This is a genomic window from Nocardiopsis sp. NPDC055824 (genome assembly GCF_053616335.1).
This window is the reverse complement of sequence record NZ_JBSHDN010000112.1, coordinates 1-17,535: the sequence shown is the minus strand read 5'-3', so window position 1 is coordinate 17,535 and position 17,535 is coordinate 1. Positions and strand designations below refer to the sequence as shown.

13 protein-coding genes and 1 tRNA gene are annotated in these 17,535 nt (G+C 70.3%); 9 read left to right on the top strand and 5 right to left on the bottom strand.

What is annotated here, in order from left to right; genetic code table 11:
- Window positions 1-124: 124 nt before the first annotated feature.
- The 5 genes from ACWGL3_RS20825 to rpmH all read right to left on the bottom strand — a co-directional run bounded on the left by ACWGL3_RS20825 (window position 125) and on the right by rpmH (window position 2,769).
- Window positions 125-613, bottom strand: coding sequence for a Jag family protein (locus tag ACWGL3_RS20825; protein WP_267947352.1), 489 nt, complete (start codon window positions 611-613; stop codon window positions 125-127).
- 143 nt (window positions 614-756) lie between these two features.
- Entirely contained in the window at window positions 757-1,701 is a 945-nt protein-coding gene (gene yidC, locus ACWGL3_RS20820; RefSeq protein WP_267947353.1) for a membrane protein insertase YidC, read from the bottom strand.
- A 28-nt stretch (window positions 1,702-1,729) separates the two neighbouring features.
- Window positions 1,730-2,044, bottom strand: coding sequence for a membrane protein insertion efficiency factor YidD (yidD, locus tag ACWGL3_RS20815; protein ID WP_267947354.1), 315 nt, complete (start codon window positions 2,042-2,044; stop codon window positions 1,730-1,732).
- Window positions 2,041-2,529 carry a ribonuclease P protein component gene (rnpA, locus tag ACWGL3_RS20810; protein ID WP_267947355.1) on the bottom strand — a complete coding sequence of 163 codons (489 nt, stop codon included), beginning with the start codon at window positions 2,527-2,529 and terminating at the stop codon, window positions 2,041-2,043. Before rnpA ends, yidD begins: the two co-directional genes overlap by 4 nt.
- A 96-nt stretch (window positions 2,530-2,625) precedes the next feature.
- Window positions 2,626-2,769: a 50S ribosomal protein L34 gene (rpmH, locus tag ACWGL3_RS20805; RefSeq protein ID WP_013155858.1), complete on the bottom strand. Its 144-nt coding sequence runs from the start codon at window positions 2,767-2,769 to the stop codon at window positions 2,626-2,628.
- 778 nt (window positions 2,770-3,547) lie between these two features.
- On the opposite strand from rpmH, the gene dnaA reads away from it, so the two are divergent.
- The 9 genes from dnaA (at window position 3,548) to ACWGL3_RS20760 (ending at window position 17,183) form a co-directional block, all read left to right on the top strand.
- The gene (gene dnaA, locus ACWGL3_RS20800; protein WP_452461696.1) at window positions 3,548-5,686 is read left to right on the top strand and encodes a chromosomal replication initiator protein DnaA; all 2,139 of its coding nucleotides are present in this window, start codon (window positions 3,548-3,550) and stop codon (window positions 5,684-5,686) included.
- A gap of 1,188 nt (window positions 5,687-6,874) precedes the next feature.
- Entirely contained in the window at window positions 6,875-8,014 is a 1,140-nt protein-coding gene (gene dnaN / locus ACWGL3_RS20795) for a DNA polymerase III subunit beta (RefSeq protein WP_267947356.1), read from the top strand.
- 101 nt (window positions 8,015-8,115) lie between these two features.
- On the top strand, window positions 8,116-9,018 hold the full coding sequence (gene gnd / locus ACWGL3_RS20790; protein WP_267947357.1) for a phosphogluconate dehydrogenase (NAD(+)-dependent, decarboxylating): 903 nt from the start codon (window positions 8,116-8,118) through the stop codon (window positions 9,016-9,018).
- Between the two features lie 186 nt (window positions 9,019-9,204).
- Window positions 9,205-10,338, top strand: coding sequence for a DNA replication/repair protein RecF (recF, locus tag ACWGL3_RS20785; protein WP_267947358.1), 1,134 nt, complete (start codon window positions 9,205-9,207; stop codon window positions 10,336-10,338).
- Between the two features lie 100 nt (window positions 10,339-10,438).
- Window positions 10,439-10,945, top strand: coding sequence for a DUF721 domain-containing protein (locus ACWGL3_RS20780; RefSeq protein WP_378554266.1), 507 nt, complete (start codon window positions 10,439-10,441; stop codon window positions 10,943-10,945).
- A gap of 486 nt (window positions 10,946-11,431) precedes the next feature.
- A complete protein-coding gene (gene gyrB / locus ACWGL3_RS20775; protein ID WP_267947359.1) occupies window positions 11,432-13,369 on the top strand; it encodes a DNA topoisomerase (ATP-hydrolyzing) subunit B in 1,938 nt (645 codons plus the stop codon).
- Between the two features lie 75 nt (window positions 13,370-13,444).
- The gene (gyrA, locus tag ACWGL3_RS20770) at window positions 13,445-16,066 is read left to right on the top strand and encodes a DNA gyrase subunit A (RefSeq protein ID WP_267947360.1); all 2,622 of its coding nucleotides are present in this window, start codon (window positions 13,445-13,447) and stop codon (window positions 16,064-16,066) included.
- Between the two features lie 107 nt (window positions 16,067-16,173).
- Entirely contained in the window at window positions 16,174-16,929 is a 756-nt protein-coding gene (locus ACWGL3_RS20765; protein ID WP_267947361.1) for a DUF3566 domain-containing protein, read from the top strand.
- A 180-nt stretch (window positions 16,930-17,109) separates the two neighbouring features.
- Window positions 17,110-17,183, top strand: a tRNA-Ile gene (locus tag ACWGL3_RS20760).
- Window positions 17,184-17,535: the final 352 nt, after the last annotated feature.

Sequence of the window (17,535 nt, the reverse complement as noted above, 5' to 3'; positions counted from 1 at the left end):
GCCGGGGGCGGCCCCGCCGGGGGCCGCCCCCCCCCGCCCCCGGGCGGGGGGCACCGCCGGCGCACACACAGTTGGGGGGTCGGTGTTTCACGTGAAACACCGACACCCCCTGGGGATGATCGTCCTACGAGGCGGGATGCACCACGACGTAGCGGTTGGGCTCCTCGCCCTCCGACTCGCTGCGCAGGCCCGCAGCGGCCACCGCGTCGTGGACGACCTTGCGCTCGAACGGGGTCATCGGTTCCAGCGGGTGGATCTCGCCGGACTCCTTGACCTTGTCGGCGGCCTCGGTCCCGATCTGGAAGAGCACCTTGCGGCGGCCCTCGCGGTAGCCGCCGATGTCCAGCATCAGCCGGCTGCGCTCGCCCGTCGCCCGGTGGACGGCCAGACGGGTCAGCTCCTGGAGGGCCTCCAGCACCTCGCCGTCCTCACCGATCAGCTCGTCGAGGGTGGCCCCCACGACGGAGACCATCGCACGGTCGCCCTCGACGTCCATGTCGATGTCGCCGTCGAAGTCCCCGATGTCGAGGAGTCCCTCGATGTAGTCCGCGGCGATGTCGCCCTCGTTCTCCAGGGCCTCGACGTCGACTCCGGCCTCAGGCGCCTCAGCCACCGCTACTCCACCGTTCTCTTCCTCGCTACTGCCCACAGCGATCCCGTCTCCTCATCCATCACGCCCTGGCCGTCGTACGCCTCAGGGGCATTGTCGCCTGCGCACTCGAAAGTCCCCGCAACCGACGCGAAGCCGGGAGGCCCCTACTGGGAACCGCCACCGGAGCGCTTGGAGCGCGGCTGCTTCTTCGGCTGCTTGCGTTCGATCTTAGGCTGTTCCTTCGGCTCAGGAGCGGATTCGGCAGCCTTCTTTCGACCCAGCATGCCCTTGGCGGAACCGCTCGGGGAGGCGCCGCCCTTGGCCTTGTCGTCGGCCTGACCGGGAACGGGCTGGTTCCGGTAGAGGAAGTGCTGCTGGACCATCGTCCAGACGTTGGAGGTCACCCAGTAGACGAGCACGCCCACGGGCATCGCCAGACCGAAGAGCCCGAAGAGGGGCGCCATGTACATCATGATCTTCTGGGTCTGCATCATGGGGTTGTCAGGCATCTGCGAGATGCTGCGCTTCATGCTCTGACGCATCGTGAGGAAGGTCGTGGTCCCCATGACCACACAGGCGATCGCGATGATGACCTTGGCCATGATCGGGTCGGTGGCGCCGAGTGCCGTCAGCTCCTCGGGGGAGCTGTTGAACTGCGCGGCGACCGGGGCCGCGAAGATCAGCGCCTGGCGCGCGCTCTCCACCAGCTCCGGCGTGAAGTTGTACTGGGCGTTGCCCTCGGCGACGCTCCGCAGGACGCTGAAGAGCGCGAAGAAGACCGGCATCTGCAGGAGGAGCGGGAGGCAACCCATGATCGGGTTGGTGCCGCTCTCCTGGTACAGCTTCATGGACTCCTGCTGGAGCCGCTGCTGGTCGTGCTTGTAGCGCTCCCGCAGCTTCATGATCTTCGGCTGGATGTCCTGCATCTTCCGCTGCGTGTTCATCTGCTTGACGAACAGCGGGACGAGCAGGAGCCGCATGAGCACGGTGAGCAGCACGATGGACAGGCCCCAGGCCCAACCGCTGTCTGTGTCGAGGCCGACGAAGGTCAGACCCGCGTGGATCTGGACCAAGATCCAGCCGACGATGTTGTAAAGCCAGTCCAGCACCGGCCAACTCCTATTTGCTTCGGTTCAGCTACTGGTCCCCGGAAGCGGTTCCGGCGTGACCGGCCTCGCCCGTAGACTCCTCGGACTCCTCGTTCCGGCGCCCCCTGGGCGGCGGAACCGGATCAAGACCCCCCGGGTTGAAGGGGTGGCAACGGCCGATACGCCTGATCGCCAACCACGACCCGTAGAGGGCTCCGTGCACCCGCAGCGCCTGGACGGCGTACGTGCTGCACGAAGGGTAGAAACGGCAGACCGGGGGGAAGAGCGGGCTGATGAAGCGTTGGTAGCCCCGGATGGGCAGGATCAGCACACGCGCGAACGCCGTCGGTCTGTGCTCGGTCATCGGCTCGCCCACCGTTCTCCGCCCTCGTCCGGGCGGCGGTTCCCCGCTGTTTCGCTCTTCGCCTGGTCCGCCTCGGGCGGCCGGGTTCCCCCGCGACCGCGCCGGCGACGCGACGACGATCCGCGGGGGCGCACCACCGCGGCGATCGCGCTGTCGAGTTGCGCGGCCAGGTCCTCCTGCCGCAGGGAGGCGGCGGCGGGCTTGGCACGCACTACCAGCAGGCTACCGTTTGGCAGAACAGCCAAGAGGGGCCGCATGGCATGGCGCAGCCGACGCTGGACGCGCTTGCGCACCACCGCTCCCCCGACCGCCTTGCTGACGACGAAGCCGACGCGCGGCGGGTCCGCGGGAACCGCCGGGTCGGCGGTTCCGGGCGCGGGTGCGAGGTAGACGACGCCCACGGCGTCGCGCGACGAGCGCCTGCCGGAGCGCATGACGGAGGCGAACTCGGCACTGTGGCGCATCCGGTTCCTCGGCGACAGCATCCGCGCTCCTCCGGTGTCGGGACTTCTCCCCACGAAAAAGGGACCGGCCGGCGAGAAGGCCGGACCGGTCCCTGAGAACTTGGGGCTGAGCGTGGCCTAGTGGCTCACGGTCAGCGCCGCGCGCCCCTTGCGGCGCCGCGAGGCGATGATGGCGCGACCGGCGCGCGTACGCATGCGCAGCCGGAAGCCGTGGACCTTCGCGCGACGCCGGTTGTTCGGCTGGTACGTACGCTTGCTCACTACTGGCTCCAGGGGCGTGTCAGGAAAGTACTACGACGGACCCCCAGGATATGCGGGGTCCCAGGGTGCATGAACCGCAGCCGCGCAACCGTGACGACACGTGCGCAGGCAGGATGGTCGGCATAAGCATAAAGAAGATACGACCTGGTGTGGTCGCGGTCAAATCAGACCCGTCCGCGGCGGCGCCGGCCCGGCCTCCGGGGCCGCCCGGACCCCGGGCCCCTCCGGCACCGGGACCCACCAGCCTGTGGACAACTTGTTGTCCACAGGTCCGTGCGACTTCCACGTCCGCCCACTTCTGTGGATAACCTCAGCCTGTGGATAACTTCTGACGCCACCGCCCCGCTCCACGCCCGGCCCACGAGCCATCCCGCCTACACATGCACTGACCTGCGAATTGTGGACAACTCCGCACTGTGCACAGAGATCTGCCATCCTGTGGATAAACCTGTGGACAACTTGTGGACAACGCCCTGGATCTGTGGATACCCCGCCGCGCCCGCATGCGAGGCCGATCTCGGGCAGTGAGGTTATCCACAGGACCAAACCGCACCGAAACGCCCACCTGGCCGAGTTCCCCTGCCCCGGCACTGCCCCGGGGGGAGGACAATGGGAAGCCGCTCCCCGAGGCCTCCGGCTCCCGCGGCGCATGACCGACGACACTCCGCGGGCTCCCCGTCCCCCGTCCCCTCCTGCTCCACCCGCAACGCACTGATCCGCACCGAAGGGACAGCACCCATGGCAGGTCACCTTGGCTGACGCACAGGTCAACCTCGCAATGGTCTGGTCCAGCGTGTTGGACGGGATCGACAACGACTCCCTGCCAGCGCACCAGAGGGCATGGCTGCCGCAGACCCGGCCACTGGGCCTGATCGAGGACACCGCGCTGATCGCGGCGCCCAACGAGTTCACCAAGAAGGTGCTGGAGACGCGCCTCTACCCCGCCATCAGCAAGGCGCTCTCCGCCCACCTGGGACGGGAGATCCGGGTCGCGGTGACGGTCGACCCGACCGCCGTGCCGACCCCGCCCCCCACCCCCGCGCCGTCGGCCTCCTACGGCCCCTCGGCCACGCGGGGCGCGGAGGCCGACCGCGGGCACACCTTCTCCCCCGGCACGCCCGGCGTCGCCTCGGCCGGGCCGTCCTCGCCGACGGCCCCCGCCACCCCCCACGGCCCGACCCCGCAGTCGCGGGCCGGCGCCCGGGGCCAGCACGCGCGCCCGGCCCCGTCGCAGGAGGACAGGCTCCCGGGAAGCGGGGGCGCCCCGTCCGGACACACCAGGGAGGACGCCGCCGCGGGAGCGGGCGCCCACCACGCGCCGCCGACGGCCCGACGGCAGTGGCCCTCCGGACCGTCGGGGGAGGCCGGACACGCCGACCTGCTCGGTCCCACCCCTTCCCCGGACGCCTACGCCGCGGACGGCGGTCCCGTCCCCCCGGCCGGCCGCATGACCGGCCAGGCGGACCCGCACGCGGGCCCCGGCCAGGACGGCCAGGACCCGTCGGCGTACGCGGCCCGCGACGTCCCGGCGCCCTGGGTCCAGCAGACGTTCGCCACACCGCAGGAGACCCCGACCTCCCCCCTGTGGGAGCAGCCCTCCGCCCGGGAGGGCCGACGGGAACCGGAGTCGTGGCAGCAGCAGAGCTGGAGCGGGCCCGGCTGGGACCAGCCCAACCGCTGGGAGACCCCGCGGGGCCCGGCCGCCGGCTCCGAGCAGTTCGCGGCCGGGGACCGGCGGCCCGAGGAGGAGCCGGACGAGGCCTCCCGGGACCAGGACCCGGCCCCCGAGCCCCCGCCCGAGCCCGTCCGGGCGTCGCCGAGGCCCTCCGCGCCCTCCCCCGCCCCGCCGCCGGGGCGCTCGCCGGAGGTGCCCCCCGGCGAGCACGCGCGACTGAACCCCAAGTACACGTTCGACACCTTCGTCATAGGCTCCAGCAACCGCTTCGCGCACGCGGCGTCGGTCGCGGCGGCCGAGGCGCCCGCCAAGGCGTACAACCCGCTGTTCATCCACGGCGGCTCCGGCCTGGGCAAGACGCACCTGCTGCACGCCATCGGGCACTACACGCACCGCCTCTACGAGGGTTCGCGTGTGCGCTACGTCAGCTCCGAGGAGTTCACCAACGAGTTCATCAACTCGATCCGGGACGGCAAGGCGGACGGGTTCCGCCGTCGCTACCGGGACATCGACGTCCTCCTGGTGGACGACATCCAGTTCCTGGAGAACAAGGAGCAGACGCAGGAGGAGTTCTTCCACACCTTCAACACGCTGCACAACTCCGACAAGCAGATCGTCATCTCCAGCGACCGGCCGCCCAAGCAGCTGACCACGCTGGAGGACCGCATGCGCAGCCGGTTCGAGTGGGGCCTGCTCACCGACGTCCAGCCGCCCGAGCTGGAGACGAGGATCGCGATCCTGCGCAAGAAGGCCGCGCAGGAGGGGCTGGCGGCCCCGCCGGAGGTCCTGGAGTTCATCGCCAGCAAGATCTCCACCAACATCCGCGAACTGGAGGGCGCGCTGATCCGCGTGACCGCCTTCGCGAGCCTCAACCGGCAGTCGGTCGACCTCGACCTCACCAGCCAGGTGCTGCGCGACCTGGTCCCCAGCACGGAGGTCCCGGAGGTCACGGCCGGGGCGATCATGTCCCAGACGGCCGCGTACTTCGGCCTGACGGTCGAGGACCTGTGCGGGACGTCGCGTTCCCGGGTCCTGGTGACCGCCAGGCAGATCGCCATGTACCTGTGCCGGGAGCTGACCGATCTGTCGCTGCCCAAGATCGGTCAGCAGTTCGGGCGCGACCACACCACGGTCATGCACGCCGACCGCAAGGTCCGCGCGCTGATGGCCGAGCGCAGGTCGATCTACAACCAGGTGCACGAGCTCACCAGCCGCATCAAGGACCAGCCCTCGCTGCCCTGATCCCGCTCCCGACCGTGGAGGGGCCCGCCGACCGGCGGGCCCCTCCACGGTTCCCGCCCCTGTCCGTACGGGGCCGCCCCCGTCCCGCTCCCGTGCGGCCCCGGCGGGCGCCCGGGGGGCGGACGGCTCCCCCTCACGCTCCCGCACGGACCGGGCGGGACCGCGCCCCGGCTCCTGCGGACATGTCGTCCCGTCGACGGGGCGACATGGCGACTTGTCGTCCGCGGACGCCCCGCCCGCCGCCTCCCCCGGAGTTATCCACAGGCCTGTGGGGACGAACGCCCCGCCTTGTCGGGGTTCACGGCCCCTGCGCGGGGCCGCCGCGGTCCGTCCGCGACACTCTTCGTTTCGCCTGGTTCCGGGGTCGGCGCCCCCGCTGTTGCCCTCCCCACACCGGCGTCCGCGGACGTCTGGCGGCGCTCCGCCCCTGTTCACGCCACATGGCGGAGGCAGGCCCTGTGGAAAAACCTGTGCACAGACTCTTTGTCCGCGTTCGGGTGGTCTGTGGAGGGTGTCGGAAAAAAACTTTGGCGGATTCTCGCGGAAGTTATCCACAGGAGAGGGTCGAAATCTGTGGACAACCCTGTGGACAAGCTGTGGACAACCGCGTCGAAGCTGTGGGTAACCCACCCCTTCTCTGTGGACGCCGAAGCCGACCCCTTCCCGTCCACACCCCGCCCCACTGTGGACAAGCTGGGGAAAACCTGTGGACGAACCTGTGGACGCGGTGTGGACAACCTGAGGGGCCCCTCGGTTGTCCACAAGGGGCCCGACTTACGCACAGGGTTACACACAGGACCTGTGGACAAAAATTCGCAGTCTGACCTGCGACAATGATGGTTATCCACACTATCCACAGGCCCTACTACTACGGCGCACCTTCATTAACCCAAGAGTGGCTTCACAACAGCTTCGCGGAAAATCTGTGGACAAAGCCCCGAGACGACAGCGACGACAGACCGGTGCCGAGCTGTCAGCGGCAGGGGAGGAATCCGGGTAACGTGTGGTCTCGCCCCTGTCCTCCGCCGCCCACATCCGAGCGGTGGCCCCTACGGGATCCGAGCCGGCTCCCAGGCGCTGTCCACAGCCCTGTCGACGGAGTACTCCGGCAGACCCACAGACACCCCACGAGCTGCAACGTTGAGGCTTCGACCGGTACTGCCGGTCGTGCGGAAAGTGAGTCGGAAAGTGAAGTTCCGGGTCGAACGCGACGTCCTGGCCGAGGCAGTCGCCTGGACCGCGCGCACACTGCCGACGCGCCCCTCGGTGCCGGTCCTGGTCGGCATCCTGCTGGAGGCCGGCGAGTTCGAGGGCCGGCAGCAGCTGCGCCTGTCCGGCTTCGACTACGAGGTGTCCACCCAGGCGGCGGTCGACGTCGAGGTCGAGGAGCCCGGCCAGGTCCTGGTCACCGGCAAGCTCCTCGCCGAGATCACCCGCAACCTCCCTCCCCAGGCTGTGCAGGTCGCCACCGACGGCTCCAAGGTCGTCGTCACCGGCGGCAGCGCGAAGTTCACGCTGAACACCATGCCGGTCGAGGACTACCCCACGCTCCCGGAGATGCCCGGTGTGAGCGGGACCATCGGCAGCGACGCCTTCGCCGCCGCCGTCAGCCAGGTGGCCGTGGCCGCCGGACGCGACGACACCCTGCCGATGCTCACCGGCGTCCGCGTCGAGATCGAGGGCGAGACGATCACGCTCGCCTCCACCGACCGCTACCGCCTGGCCGTGCGCGAGCTGACCTGGAAGCCCGAGAACCCCGACCTCTCCGCGGTCGCGCTGGTCCCCGCCAAGACGCTCCACGACACCGCCAAGTCGCTGACCTCCGGCGCCGAGATCTCCATCGCGCTCGCCAGCAGCGACTCCGGCGAGGGCATGATCGGCTTCGAGGGCGGCGGCCGCCGCACCACCACGCGCCTGCTCGACGGCGAGTTCCCCAAGTACCGGGCACTCCTGCCGGACACGTTCAACTCGGTCGCCGAGGTGGGGCGCGCCGAGTTCGTCGAGGCGGTCAAGCGCGTCTCGCTCGTCGCCGAGCGCAACACCCCGCTGCGACTCTCCTTCACCCAGGGCCAGCTGGTCCTGGAGGCCGGTACCGGCGAGGAGGCCCAGGCGGTCGAGGTCCTGGAGGCCGATCTGGACGGCGACGACATCCAGATCGCCTTCAACTCCGGGTTCCTGCTGGACGGGCTCGGCGCCATCGGCACCGACGTCGCCCGCATGAACTTCACCACCTCGACCAAGCCGTCGATCCTCACCGGGAAGCCGGCGGAGGAGGGCTCGGCCCCCGAGTACCGCTACCTGATCATGCCGGTGCGCCAGCCCGGCTGATCCGGACAGGTTCGATTGACTGGCGTCCGCCGGACCCGGCCCGCGGCTTCCGCCCCGGGCCGGTCGGCTTCCATCCGCAGGTGGCGAAGGGGAGTACAACGATGCAGATCGGCATGATCGGTCTCGGCAAGATGGGCGGCAACATGGCCGCCAGGCTCCGGGAGAAGGGCCATGAGGTCATCGGCTACGACGTCGCCTCGCAGGAGCGCGACGTCGACACCCTGGCCGAGCTGGTCGGCCGACTGGCCGCTCCGCGGACCGTCTGGGTGATGGTCCCCGCGGGGGAGCCCACCTCCGCCACCGTCGCCGAACTCGGCGACCTCCTGGAGGCGGGCGACCTCGTCATCGAGGGCGGCAACACCCACTACGTCGACGACCGCACCCGCGCCGAGGCCCTGTCGGCCAGGGGCGTCGGCTACGTCGACGCCGGTGTCAGCGGAGGGGTCTGGGGCCGTCAGAACGGCTACGGCATCATGGTCGGCGGCGCGGCGTCCGACATCGAGCGGGCGCGCCCGGTCTTCGACTCCCTCACCCCCGACGAGGGCGGCGGCTTCGTGCACGCCGGCGGCGTCGGCGCCGGCCACTTCGTGAAGATGGTCCACAACGGCATCGAGTACGGCATGATGCAGGCCTTCGCCGAGGGCTACGAGCTCATGGCGGCCTCCGACGTCGTGGACGACGTGCCCGGCACGTTCGAGAGCTGGCGCGAGGGCACGGTCGTGCGCTCGTGGCTGCTCGACCTGCTCTCCCGGGCCCTGGAGCAGGACCCGGACCTGGCGGAGCTGCGCGGCTACGCCCAGGACTCCGGCGAGGGCCGCTGGACGGTCCAGGCCGCCGTGGACCTCGCCGTCCCGGCCCCGGCGATCACCGCGGCGCTCTTCGCCCGGTTCGCCTCCCGCCAGGACGACAGCCCCGCGATGAAGGTCGTCGCCGCGCTGCGCAACCAGTTCGGCGGCCACGCCGTCACCAAGGCCGGCGCCGCCGACGACCACGACGAGCCCTAGGGCGTCGCCCCTCTCCCCCGGGCCCGAGGCGCCCGCGCCCCGGCACGGTCCGTGCCGTACGCCGCCCGCCCGGGTGCGGGGCTCCCGCACCGCTCCTCCCCGGGGACGCGCCTTCGTGCCCGTCCCCGGGACCACCGCACCCTTCTCCGCCCGAAGTCCGCGCTCCAGCCCCAGGAGGAAGGCCGGATGTACGTATCCCACCTGCAACTGGCCGACTTCCGCTCCTACGAGTCCGCGCTGCTGGAGCTGGCTCCGGGCGTGAGCGTGTTCGTCGGGTCCAACGGCCAGGGCAAGACCAACCTCGTCGAGGCGATCGGCTACGTGGCCACCCTGGGGAGCCACCGTGTCTCCTCCGACACCCCGCTGGTCCGCATGGGCGCGCCCCGCGCCATCGTCCGGGCCAAGGTCGTCCGTGACGACCGGTCCATGGTGGTGGACCTGGAGCTCAACCCCGGCCGCGCCAACCGCGCCCGGATCAACCAGGCCGCGGCCGGCCGGCCGCGCGACGTCCTGGGGATCCTGCGCACGGTGCTGTTCGCGCCGGAGGACCTGGCCCTGGTCAAGGGCGACCCCGGTGAGCGGCGCCGTTTCCTGGACGACCTCCTGGTGGCCCGCACGCCCCGCATGGCGGGGGTGCGCTCCGACTACGACCGGGTGCTCAAGCAGCGCAACGCGCTGCTCAAGTCGGCCTCCAGCCGCATGTTCAAGCAGCGCGCGGCGCCCGACCTGAGCACGCTGGAGGTCTGGGACGACCACCTGGCCGAGGCGGGGGCGGAGCTGCTGGCGGCGCGGCTGGCACTGGTGGAGGAGCTGAGACCGAGGATCGGTGCGGCCTACGCCGGGCTGACCGACTCGGGCGGGCCGGCGGTCCCCCATTACCGGAGCTCCGCGGCGCCGGAGGGCGCCGGGCTTCCCGAGGACCGCCCCCGGCTCGCGGACGCCCTTCGCGCGGCCATGGCGGAGGCGCGCGACAAGGAGCTCCAGCGCGGGATCAGCCTGGTGGGGCCGCACCGCGACGACCTCCACCTCCAGCTCGGCGACATGCCGGCCAAGGGGTACGCGAGCCAGGGCGAGTCCTGGTCGTACGCCCTCTCCCTCAAGCTCGCCGCGTTCGAGCTGCTGAGAGCGGACGGGGACGACCCGGTGCTGATCCTGGACGACGTGTTCGCGGAGCTCGACAGCGAGCGGCGCCGCAGGCTGGCCGAGCGCGTGCGCGACGCCGAGCAGGTCCTGGTGACCGCCGCCGTCGCCGAGGACATCCCCGAGGAGCTGGACGGGGCGCGGTTCGGAGTGCGCGAGGGGGCCGTCGAGGGTGAGTGACCACCGTCCACAGCCTGTGGACACGCCGGGCGGATCCCCGGGCCCCGGCCCGGGGGCGGGGGCATCGGTCCTCGGCGGGGGCGCGCTCCGTCCACAGGCTGTGGACGGAGCACTCCGGCCCCCCGACCCGGCTCCGTCCGCACCGTCCTCCCCGCCCGTCCCCGCGGCGCCCGCCGAGCCCGTGGCGTCCGGGGCCGACCTCGCGCGCCAGGCTCTCGCGAGGGCCAGGGCCGAGGCGCGCGACCGCGGCGCCGTCCCCCGCGGATCCCAGCGCTCGCGGAGGCGTGGCCGGATGCGGTCACGCAACGAGCCGCAGCTGTTCGGCGAGGCCGTGCGGACCTGGCTCATCGAGCACGGGTGGCAGGAACAGGTGGCGATCGGGGGCGTCTTCGGCCGCTGGTCGGACATCGTGGGCGAATTCAATGCCGAGCATCTGCGCCCCGAAAGTTATTCGGAGGGCGAACTGGTCGTGGTGGCCGATTCGCCGACGATGGCAGCCCACGCACGAGCGATGGTGCGCGATCTGATGCGCCGCCTCAACGAGGAGCTGGGCGACGGGACGGTCGTCGCGATCAAGGTCCGGGGCCCCGGTTTCCGGCGCCGCTGAACGGCCTTCCGGGCCTCCCGCTCCGCGGAGGGGGAGGCCCGGACCGTCCACAGGCTGTGGATAGCCGCAGGTGAACGCGGTCCTCCCGGGGGTGGTGTGCTACCGGGGGTACGTGGTGCGGGGTGCGCGATCCGGGGCGGGCGGCACGTCCCCGACGTCCGGCCCAACGCCACTGAAGCGCGCCGGGACTTGCGGGAGACCCCTCCCGCGTGTAGGGAGTCGGCTCCCTCCCTGAACGTTCGTTGTGATGCGGCACAGGGCCGCCAATGCCACTTTGTCGTACCGCGCGGGGTATCATGGAGACGGTTCTTCAGACGCCTGTAGCCGGTACCACGCCCCCAGGAGAGGGTGGGCGGACGGCCCGTGCGGCGAACGGTGATCCCCCAGGTGTCGCGGCATCTCGGCCCTTCGATCACCGTGCCGAGGGCCAACCGTCGTCCGCCCGGCCACGGCCGGCAGGCGTCCCCAGCAGGAGGGTGTTCCCACTTGGCCTACGACGCAGGTTCAATCACGGTTCTCGAGGGGCTTGAGGCAGTTCGCAAGCGCCCCGGAATGTACATCGGTTCCACCGGAGAGCGGGGCCTGCACCACCTTGTCTACGAGGTGGTCGACAACTCGGTCGACGAGGCGCTGGCCGGGCACGCCGACGCCATCGAGGTCACCCTGTTGGCCGACGGCGGGGTGCGGGTGGCCGACAACGGGCGCGGCATCCCGGTCGGCCTCCACCCCGTGGAGAAGCGCCCCGCGGTCGAGGTCGTGCTGACCACGCTCCACGCGGGCGGCAAGTTCGACGGCAAGTCCTACGCCGTCTCCGGCGGTCTGCACGGCGTCGGCGTCTCCGTCGTCAACGCGCTGTCCACGGCACTGGACGTGGAGATCCGCGTGCACGGCCACGTGTGGCGCCAGCACTACGAGATGACCGCGCCCACGGGCGAGCTCGTCAAGGGCGAGACGACCGACGAGACCGGCACCCAGATCACGTTCTGGCCGGACGGCTCCATCTTCGAGACGACGACGTTCACGTTCGAGACCCTCGCCCGCCGGATGCAGGAGATGGCCTTCCTCAACAAGGGGCTGTCCATCACCATCCGCGACGAGCGGCCCGAGCACACCGACGGCGGCCCGACCGTCAACACCTTCCACTACGAGGACGGCCTCTCGGACTACGTCCGCCACATCAACGCCAAGAAGGAGCCGGCGCACGCGTCGATCATCTCCTTCGAGGAAGAGGGCGACGGCATCGCGGTCGAGGTCGCCATGCAGTGGAACCAGTCGTACACCTCGTCGGTGCACACCTTCGCCAACACGATCAACACGGCCGAGGGCGGCACCCACGAGGAGGGCTTCCGCTCCGCGCTCACCACACTGGTCAACCGGTACGCCCGCGACCAGAAGCTGCTGCGGGAGAAGGACGACAACCTCACCGGCGACGACATCCGCGAGGGTCTGACCGCGATCATCTCGGTCAAGCTCGCCGACCCGCAGTTCGAGGGCCAGACCAAGACCAAGCTCGGCAACACCGAGGCCAAGTCCTTCGTCCAGAAGGTCACCAACGAGCACCTGCGCGACTGGTTCGAGCGCAACCCCGGCGAGGCCAAGGACGTCGTGTCCAAGGCCAGCCAGGCCGCCCGGGCCCGTGTCGCCGCCCGGCAGGCGCGCGACCTCACCCGTCGCAAGACCCTGCTGGAGACCACCTCCCTCCCCGGAAAGCTGTCGGACTGCCAGTCCACCAACCCGGAGGAGTGCGAGGTCTACATCGTCGAGGGCGACTCGGCCGGCGGCTCCGCCAAGGGCGGGCGCAACCCGCACAACCAGGCCATCCTGCCCATCCGCGGCAAGATCCTGAACGTCGAGAAGTCGCGGATCGACCGCATCCTCAAGAACAACGAGGTCCAGGCGATCATCACCGCCCTGGGCACCGGCATCCACGAGGAGTTCGACGCCGAGAAGCTGCGGTACCACAAGGTCATCCTGATGGCCGACGCCGACGTCGACGGACAGCACATCCGCACACTGCTGCTGACCCTGCTGTTCCGCTTCATGAAGCCCCTGGTCGAGGCCGGCAACGTCTACCTGGCCGCGCCGCCCCTGTACAAGATCAAGTGGGACCAGAAGGGCAGCGACGCGAGCTACGCCTTCTCCGACGCCGAGCGGGACCGGGTCATCGAGGCCGGGATCGCCGAGGGGAAGCGCGACCCGCGCCCGCGCGACATGGTGCAGCGGTTCAAGGGCCTGGGCGAGATGAACGCCAACGAGCTGTGGGACACCACGATGGACCCCGACCGCCGGGTGCTGCTCCAGGTCAGCCTGGAGGACGCGGCCCAGGCCGACGAGATGTTCAGCGTGCTCATGGGCGAGGACGTCGAGTCCCGGCGCGCCTTCATCCAGCGCAACGCCAAGGACGTCCGCTTCCTGGACATCTAGAGGGACCGGGCCCGGGGCGAGGTCCCGGGCAGTGAACCACGCTCAACACAAGCTTCGTAGAAGGGATCGACATCCGTGACGGATGCGAACAACCCGGACGCCCCTGAGGGAGCGGACTCCACGGTGGAGGCGCTCCCGCGCACGACGGACCGGATCGAGCCCGTCGACATCCAGGTCGAGATGCAGCGCAGCTACCTCGACTACGCGATGTCGGTCATCGTCGGCCGTGCCCTCCCCGACGTCCGCGACGGCCTCAAGCCCGTCCACCAGCGCGTGCTCTACGCGATGTACGACGGCGGCTACCGCCCCGACCGCGGCTACTTCAAGTGCGCCCGCGTCGTCGGCGACGTGATGGGCAACTACCACCCGCACGGCGACAGCGCCATCTACGACACCCTTGTGCGCCTCGCCCAGTGGTGGTCCATGCGGATGCCGCTGGTCGACCCCAACGGCAACTTCGGCTCCCCGGGCAACGACCCGGCCGCCGCCATGCGGTACACCGAGTGCAAGCTCGCCCCGCTGGCCATGGAGATGCTCCGGGACATCGACAAGGAGACCGTCGACTTCCGGCCCAACTACGACGGCCGCTCCTCCGAGCCCGTCGTCCTCCCGGCCCGGTTCCCGAACCTGCTGGTCAACGGCTCCTCGGGTATCGCGGTCGGTATGGCCACCAACATCCCGCCGCACAACCTGCGCGAGATCGCCGACGGGGTCAACTGGTACCTCGACAACCCGGAGAGCGGGGACGAGGAGCTGCTCGACGCGCTGATCCAGCGCGTCAAGGGCCCCGACTTCCCGACCCGCGGCCTCATCGTCGGCAAGCGCGGCATCGAGGAGGCGTACCGCACCGGTCGCGGCTCCATCACCATGCGGGCCGTGGTCGAGGTCGAGGAGGACCGCCGGGGACGCCAGACCCTGGTCATCACCGAGCTGCCCTACCAGGTCAACCCGGACAACCTCGCCCTGAAGATCGCCGACCTCGTCAAGGACGGCAAGATCACCGGCATCGCCGACGTCCGGGACGAGAGCAGCGGCCGGACCGGCCAGCGGCTGGTCATCGTGCTCAAGCGCGACGCCGTCGCCAAGGTGGTCCTCAACAACCTCTACAAGCACACGCAGCTCCAGGAGACCTTCGGCGCGAACATGCTCGCGCTGGTCGACGGCGTGCCGCGGACCCTGCGCCTGGACCAGATGATCCGCCACTGGGTCAAGCACCAGGTCGAGGTCATCGTCCGGCGCACCAAGTACCTGCTGCGCAAGGCCGAGGAGCGGGCCCACATCCTGCGCGCGCTGCTGCGCGCCATGGACCGCATCGACGAGGTCATCAACCTCATCCGGGCCAGCGCCTCCGCCGACGAGGCGCGCACCGGCCTGATGAGCCTCCTGGAGATCGACGACATCCAGGCCCGCGCGATCCTCGACATGCAGCTGCGCAAGCTCGCCGCGCTGGAGCGCAACGCCCTGACCGCCGAGTACGACGAGCTGATGTCCCAGATCGCCGACTACAACGACATCCTCGCCTCGGACGTCCGCCAGCGGAGCATCATCCGCGAGGAGCTCAGGGAGATCGTCGAGAAGTACGGCGACGAGCGGCGCACGCACATCATCCCGTTCGAGGGCGACATGCGCATGGAGGACTTCATCGCGGAGGAGGACGTGGTCGTCACGATCTCCCGCGGTGGATACGCCAAGCGCACCCGCATCGACAACTACCGGGCGCAGAAGCGCGGGGGCAAGGGCGTGCGCGGCGCCCAGCTCAAGCAGGACGACATCGTCCAGCACTTCTTCGTCACCACCACCCACCACTGGATCCTGTGCTTCACGAACCAGGGCCGGGTGTACCGGACGAAGGCGTACGAGCTGCCGGAGGCGGCGCGCGACGCGCGCGGCCAGCACGTGGCGAACCTGCTGCCGTTCCAGCCGGGCGAGGAGATCGCGCAGATCATGGCGCTGCGCGACTACGAGGCCGCGCCCTACCTGGTGCTCGCCACCCGTGAGGGCCTGGTCAAGAAGTCCCGCCTGGAGGACTTCGACTCGGCGCGCGCGGCGGGCATCATCGCGATCAACCTCCGCGACGAGGACGAGCTGATCGCCGCCCGCCTGGTCTTCCCCGACGACGACCTGCTGCTCATCTCCAGCGACGCCCAGGCGATCCGCTTCCCGGCCTCCGACGAGTCGCTGCGGCCGATGGGCCGGGCCACCAGCGGTGTGATCGGCATGCGGTTCCTGGAGGGCGACTACCTGCTCAGCATGGACGTCATCCGCCCGGACGACGGTTCCACCGACGTCCTGGTCGCCACCGAGAACGGCTACGCCAAGCGCACCCCCTCCGAGCAGTACCCGGTGCAGAACCGGGGCGGCAAGGGCGTCCTGACGGCCAAGGTCGTCGAGGCACGGGGCAAGCTGGTCGGCGCCATGATGGTCGACCCCGAGGTGGACGAGATCTTCGCGATCACGTCCGGGGGCGGCGTCATCCGCACCGGGGCCGCCGAGGTCAAGCAGTCGGGCCGCACCACCATGGGCGTCCGTCTGATGAACCTCGACAAGGGCAACAAGATCGTGGCGGTGGCGCGCAACGCCGAGGCCGCGGAAGAGGCCGAGGCCGACGCCGTCGCCGCCGAGGTGGCGGAGGCCGCCGAGGCCACCGCCGACACGGACGGAAACGCGGTCGACGGGGATCGCAACCCTGAGGCCTAGACTGCGCGTTAAGCCCGATAAGGACCGTGGGGTTCGCTTCGCGAACCCCACGGGGTCCGAGCGCCTCAAACACCCGTTCTCAACGAAAGTCCAGCGGTAACGTTTCTATGTCTGACAACCAGCGGAACACCACCACGAACGAATCCGACTCGGACACGGCAGGAACCGCCGGGGTCGAGGACATGGAGACGGCCGAGAGGGACACTGTCGGGGCGGAGGTCACCGGGACCGCCGGGACGCCCGCGAGCGAGGGCGTCGAGGAGTCCGGAGACGACGCGAAGGCCCCCGCCGAGCCCGAGGCGGAGCCGGAGTCCGGGAAGGCCCCGGCTGCGGTCGAGGAGCCCGTCGCCCCCGTGTCCGCGCCGGCCGAGCCGGCGGAGGAGGAGCCCGTGACGGAGGACCGCGCTGAGGCGGGGGGAACGCCAGTGACCGAAACGAAGGCCTCGGTGCCCGAGGGCCCGAACGCCGTGAAGGCCACCTTGTCCAGCAGGAAGGCGCACCTGACGGTCTCCCGTGTGGAGCCCTGGTCGGTGATGAAGTTCAGCTTCGTCGTCTCCCTGGTCTGCTTCATCGTCCTGTTCGTGGCGATCGCCGTCATCTACGCGACGCTGTCGATGCTGGGCGTCTTCGAGGAGCTGACCAGCATGATCGACGCCCTCCTGGAGGGCGACGGCGGTGATGGCGAGCTCGGTCTGAACCCGGCCGCGTGGTTCTCGCCGGGACGCGTGCTCGGCTACACCGGTGTGGTCGGCGCGCTGAACATCGTGCTGATCACGGCGCTGTCCACCGTGGGCGCGATGGTCTACAACCTGGTCGCCGACCTGGTCGGCGGCGTGGACGTGACGCTGTCCGAGGCCGAGTAGGCCCTTGGCGCCGGCCCGGCCCTCCCCCGGAGGGCCGGGCCGAAGCGCGTACGGAGCACTCCCGGCCAGGGGTAAAATGGGAAGTGAAGAGGGGCGCGGAGGCCGCGTCTCCCTTCGCTTCCGTGTCAGGTATCCGGTTCGCCCGGGTGCGGTGGGTGCGGTAGAGTTTCCTCGGAACGAGGGCGTATAGCTCAGTCGGTTAGAGCGCATCCCTGATAAGGATGAGGCCCCAGGTTCAAGTCCTGGTACGCCCACCCACGAAAAGGCCCCCCGGTCACCCGGGGGGCCTTTTGCGTACTGCTGGAAAGTACGGCATCAGCTGCTCGTAGAGCCTTTATCCGGGCCGGTCCCATCCTCCGCCGATGCTTCCTCCGAGCCGCTCGAGCGCTTCCACCGTGCTGTCGTCGTGAACGTCGGTGCGCAGGTCCGCGGTCGGCCTGATCCGGCTGTGGCGGGGGGTCCGCATCGACGGGTCGTCATGTCGCCGTGTCGACAAGCGGCCGTGTCGACAGGTGCCCTGATCGACACGCCGACCCGGGTGCGGAGGGCGGCGCGTTCGGCGGGTGCGGACGCGCCGGCGTCCCCGGCGGGCGCGCGCCGCACACG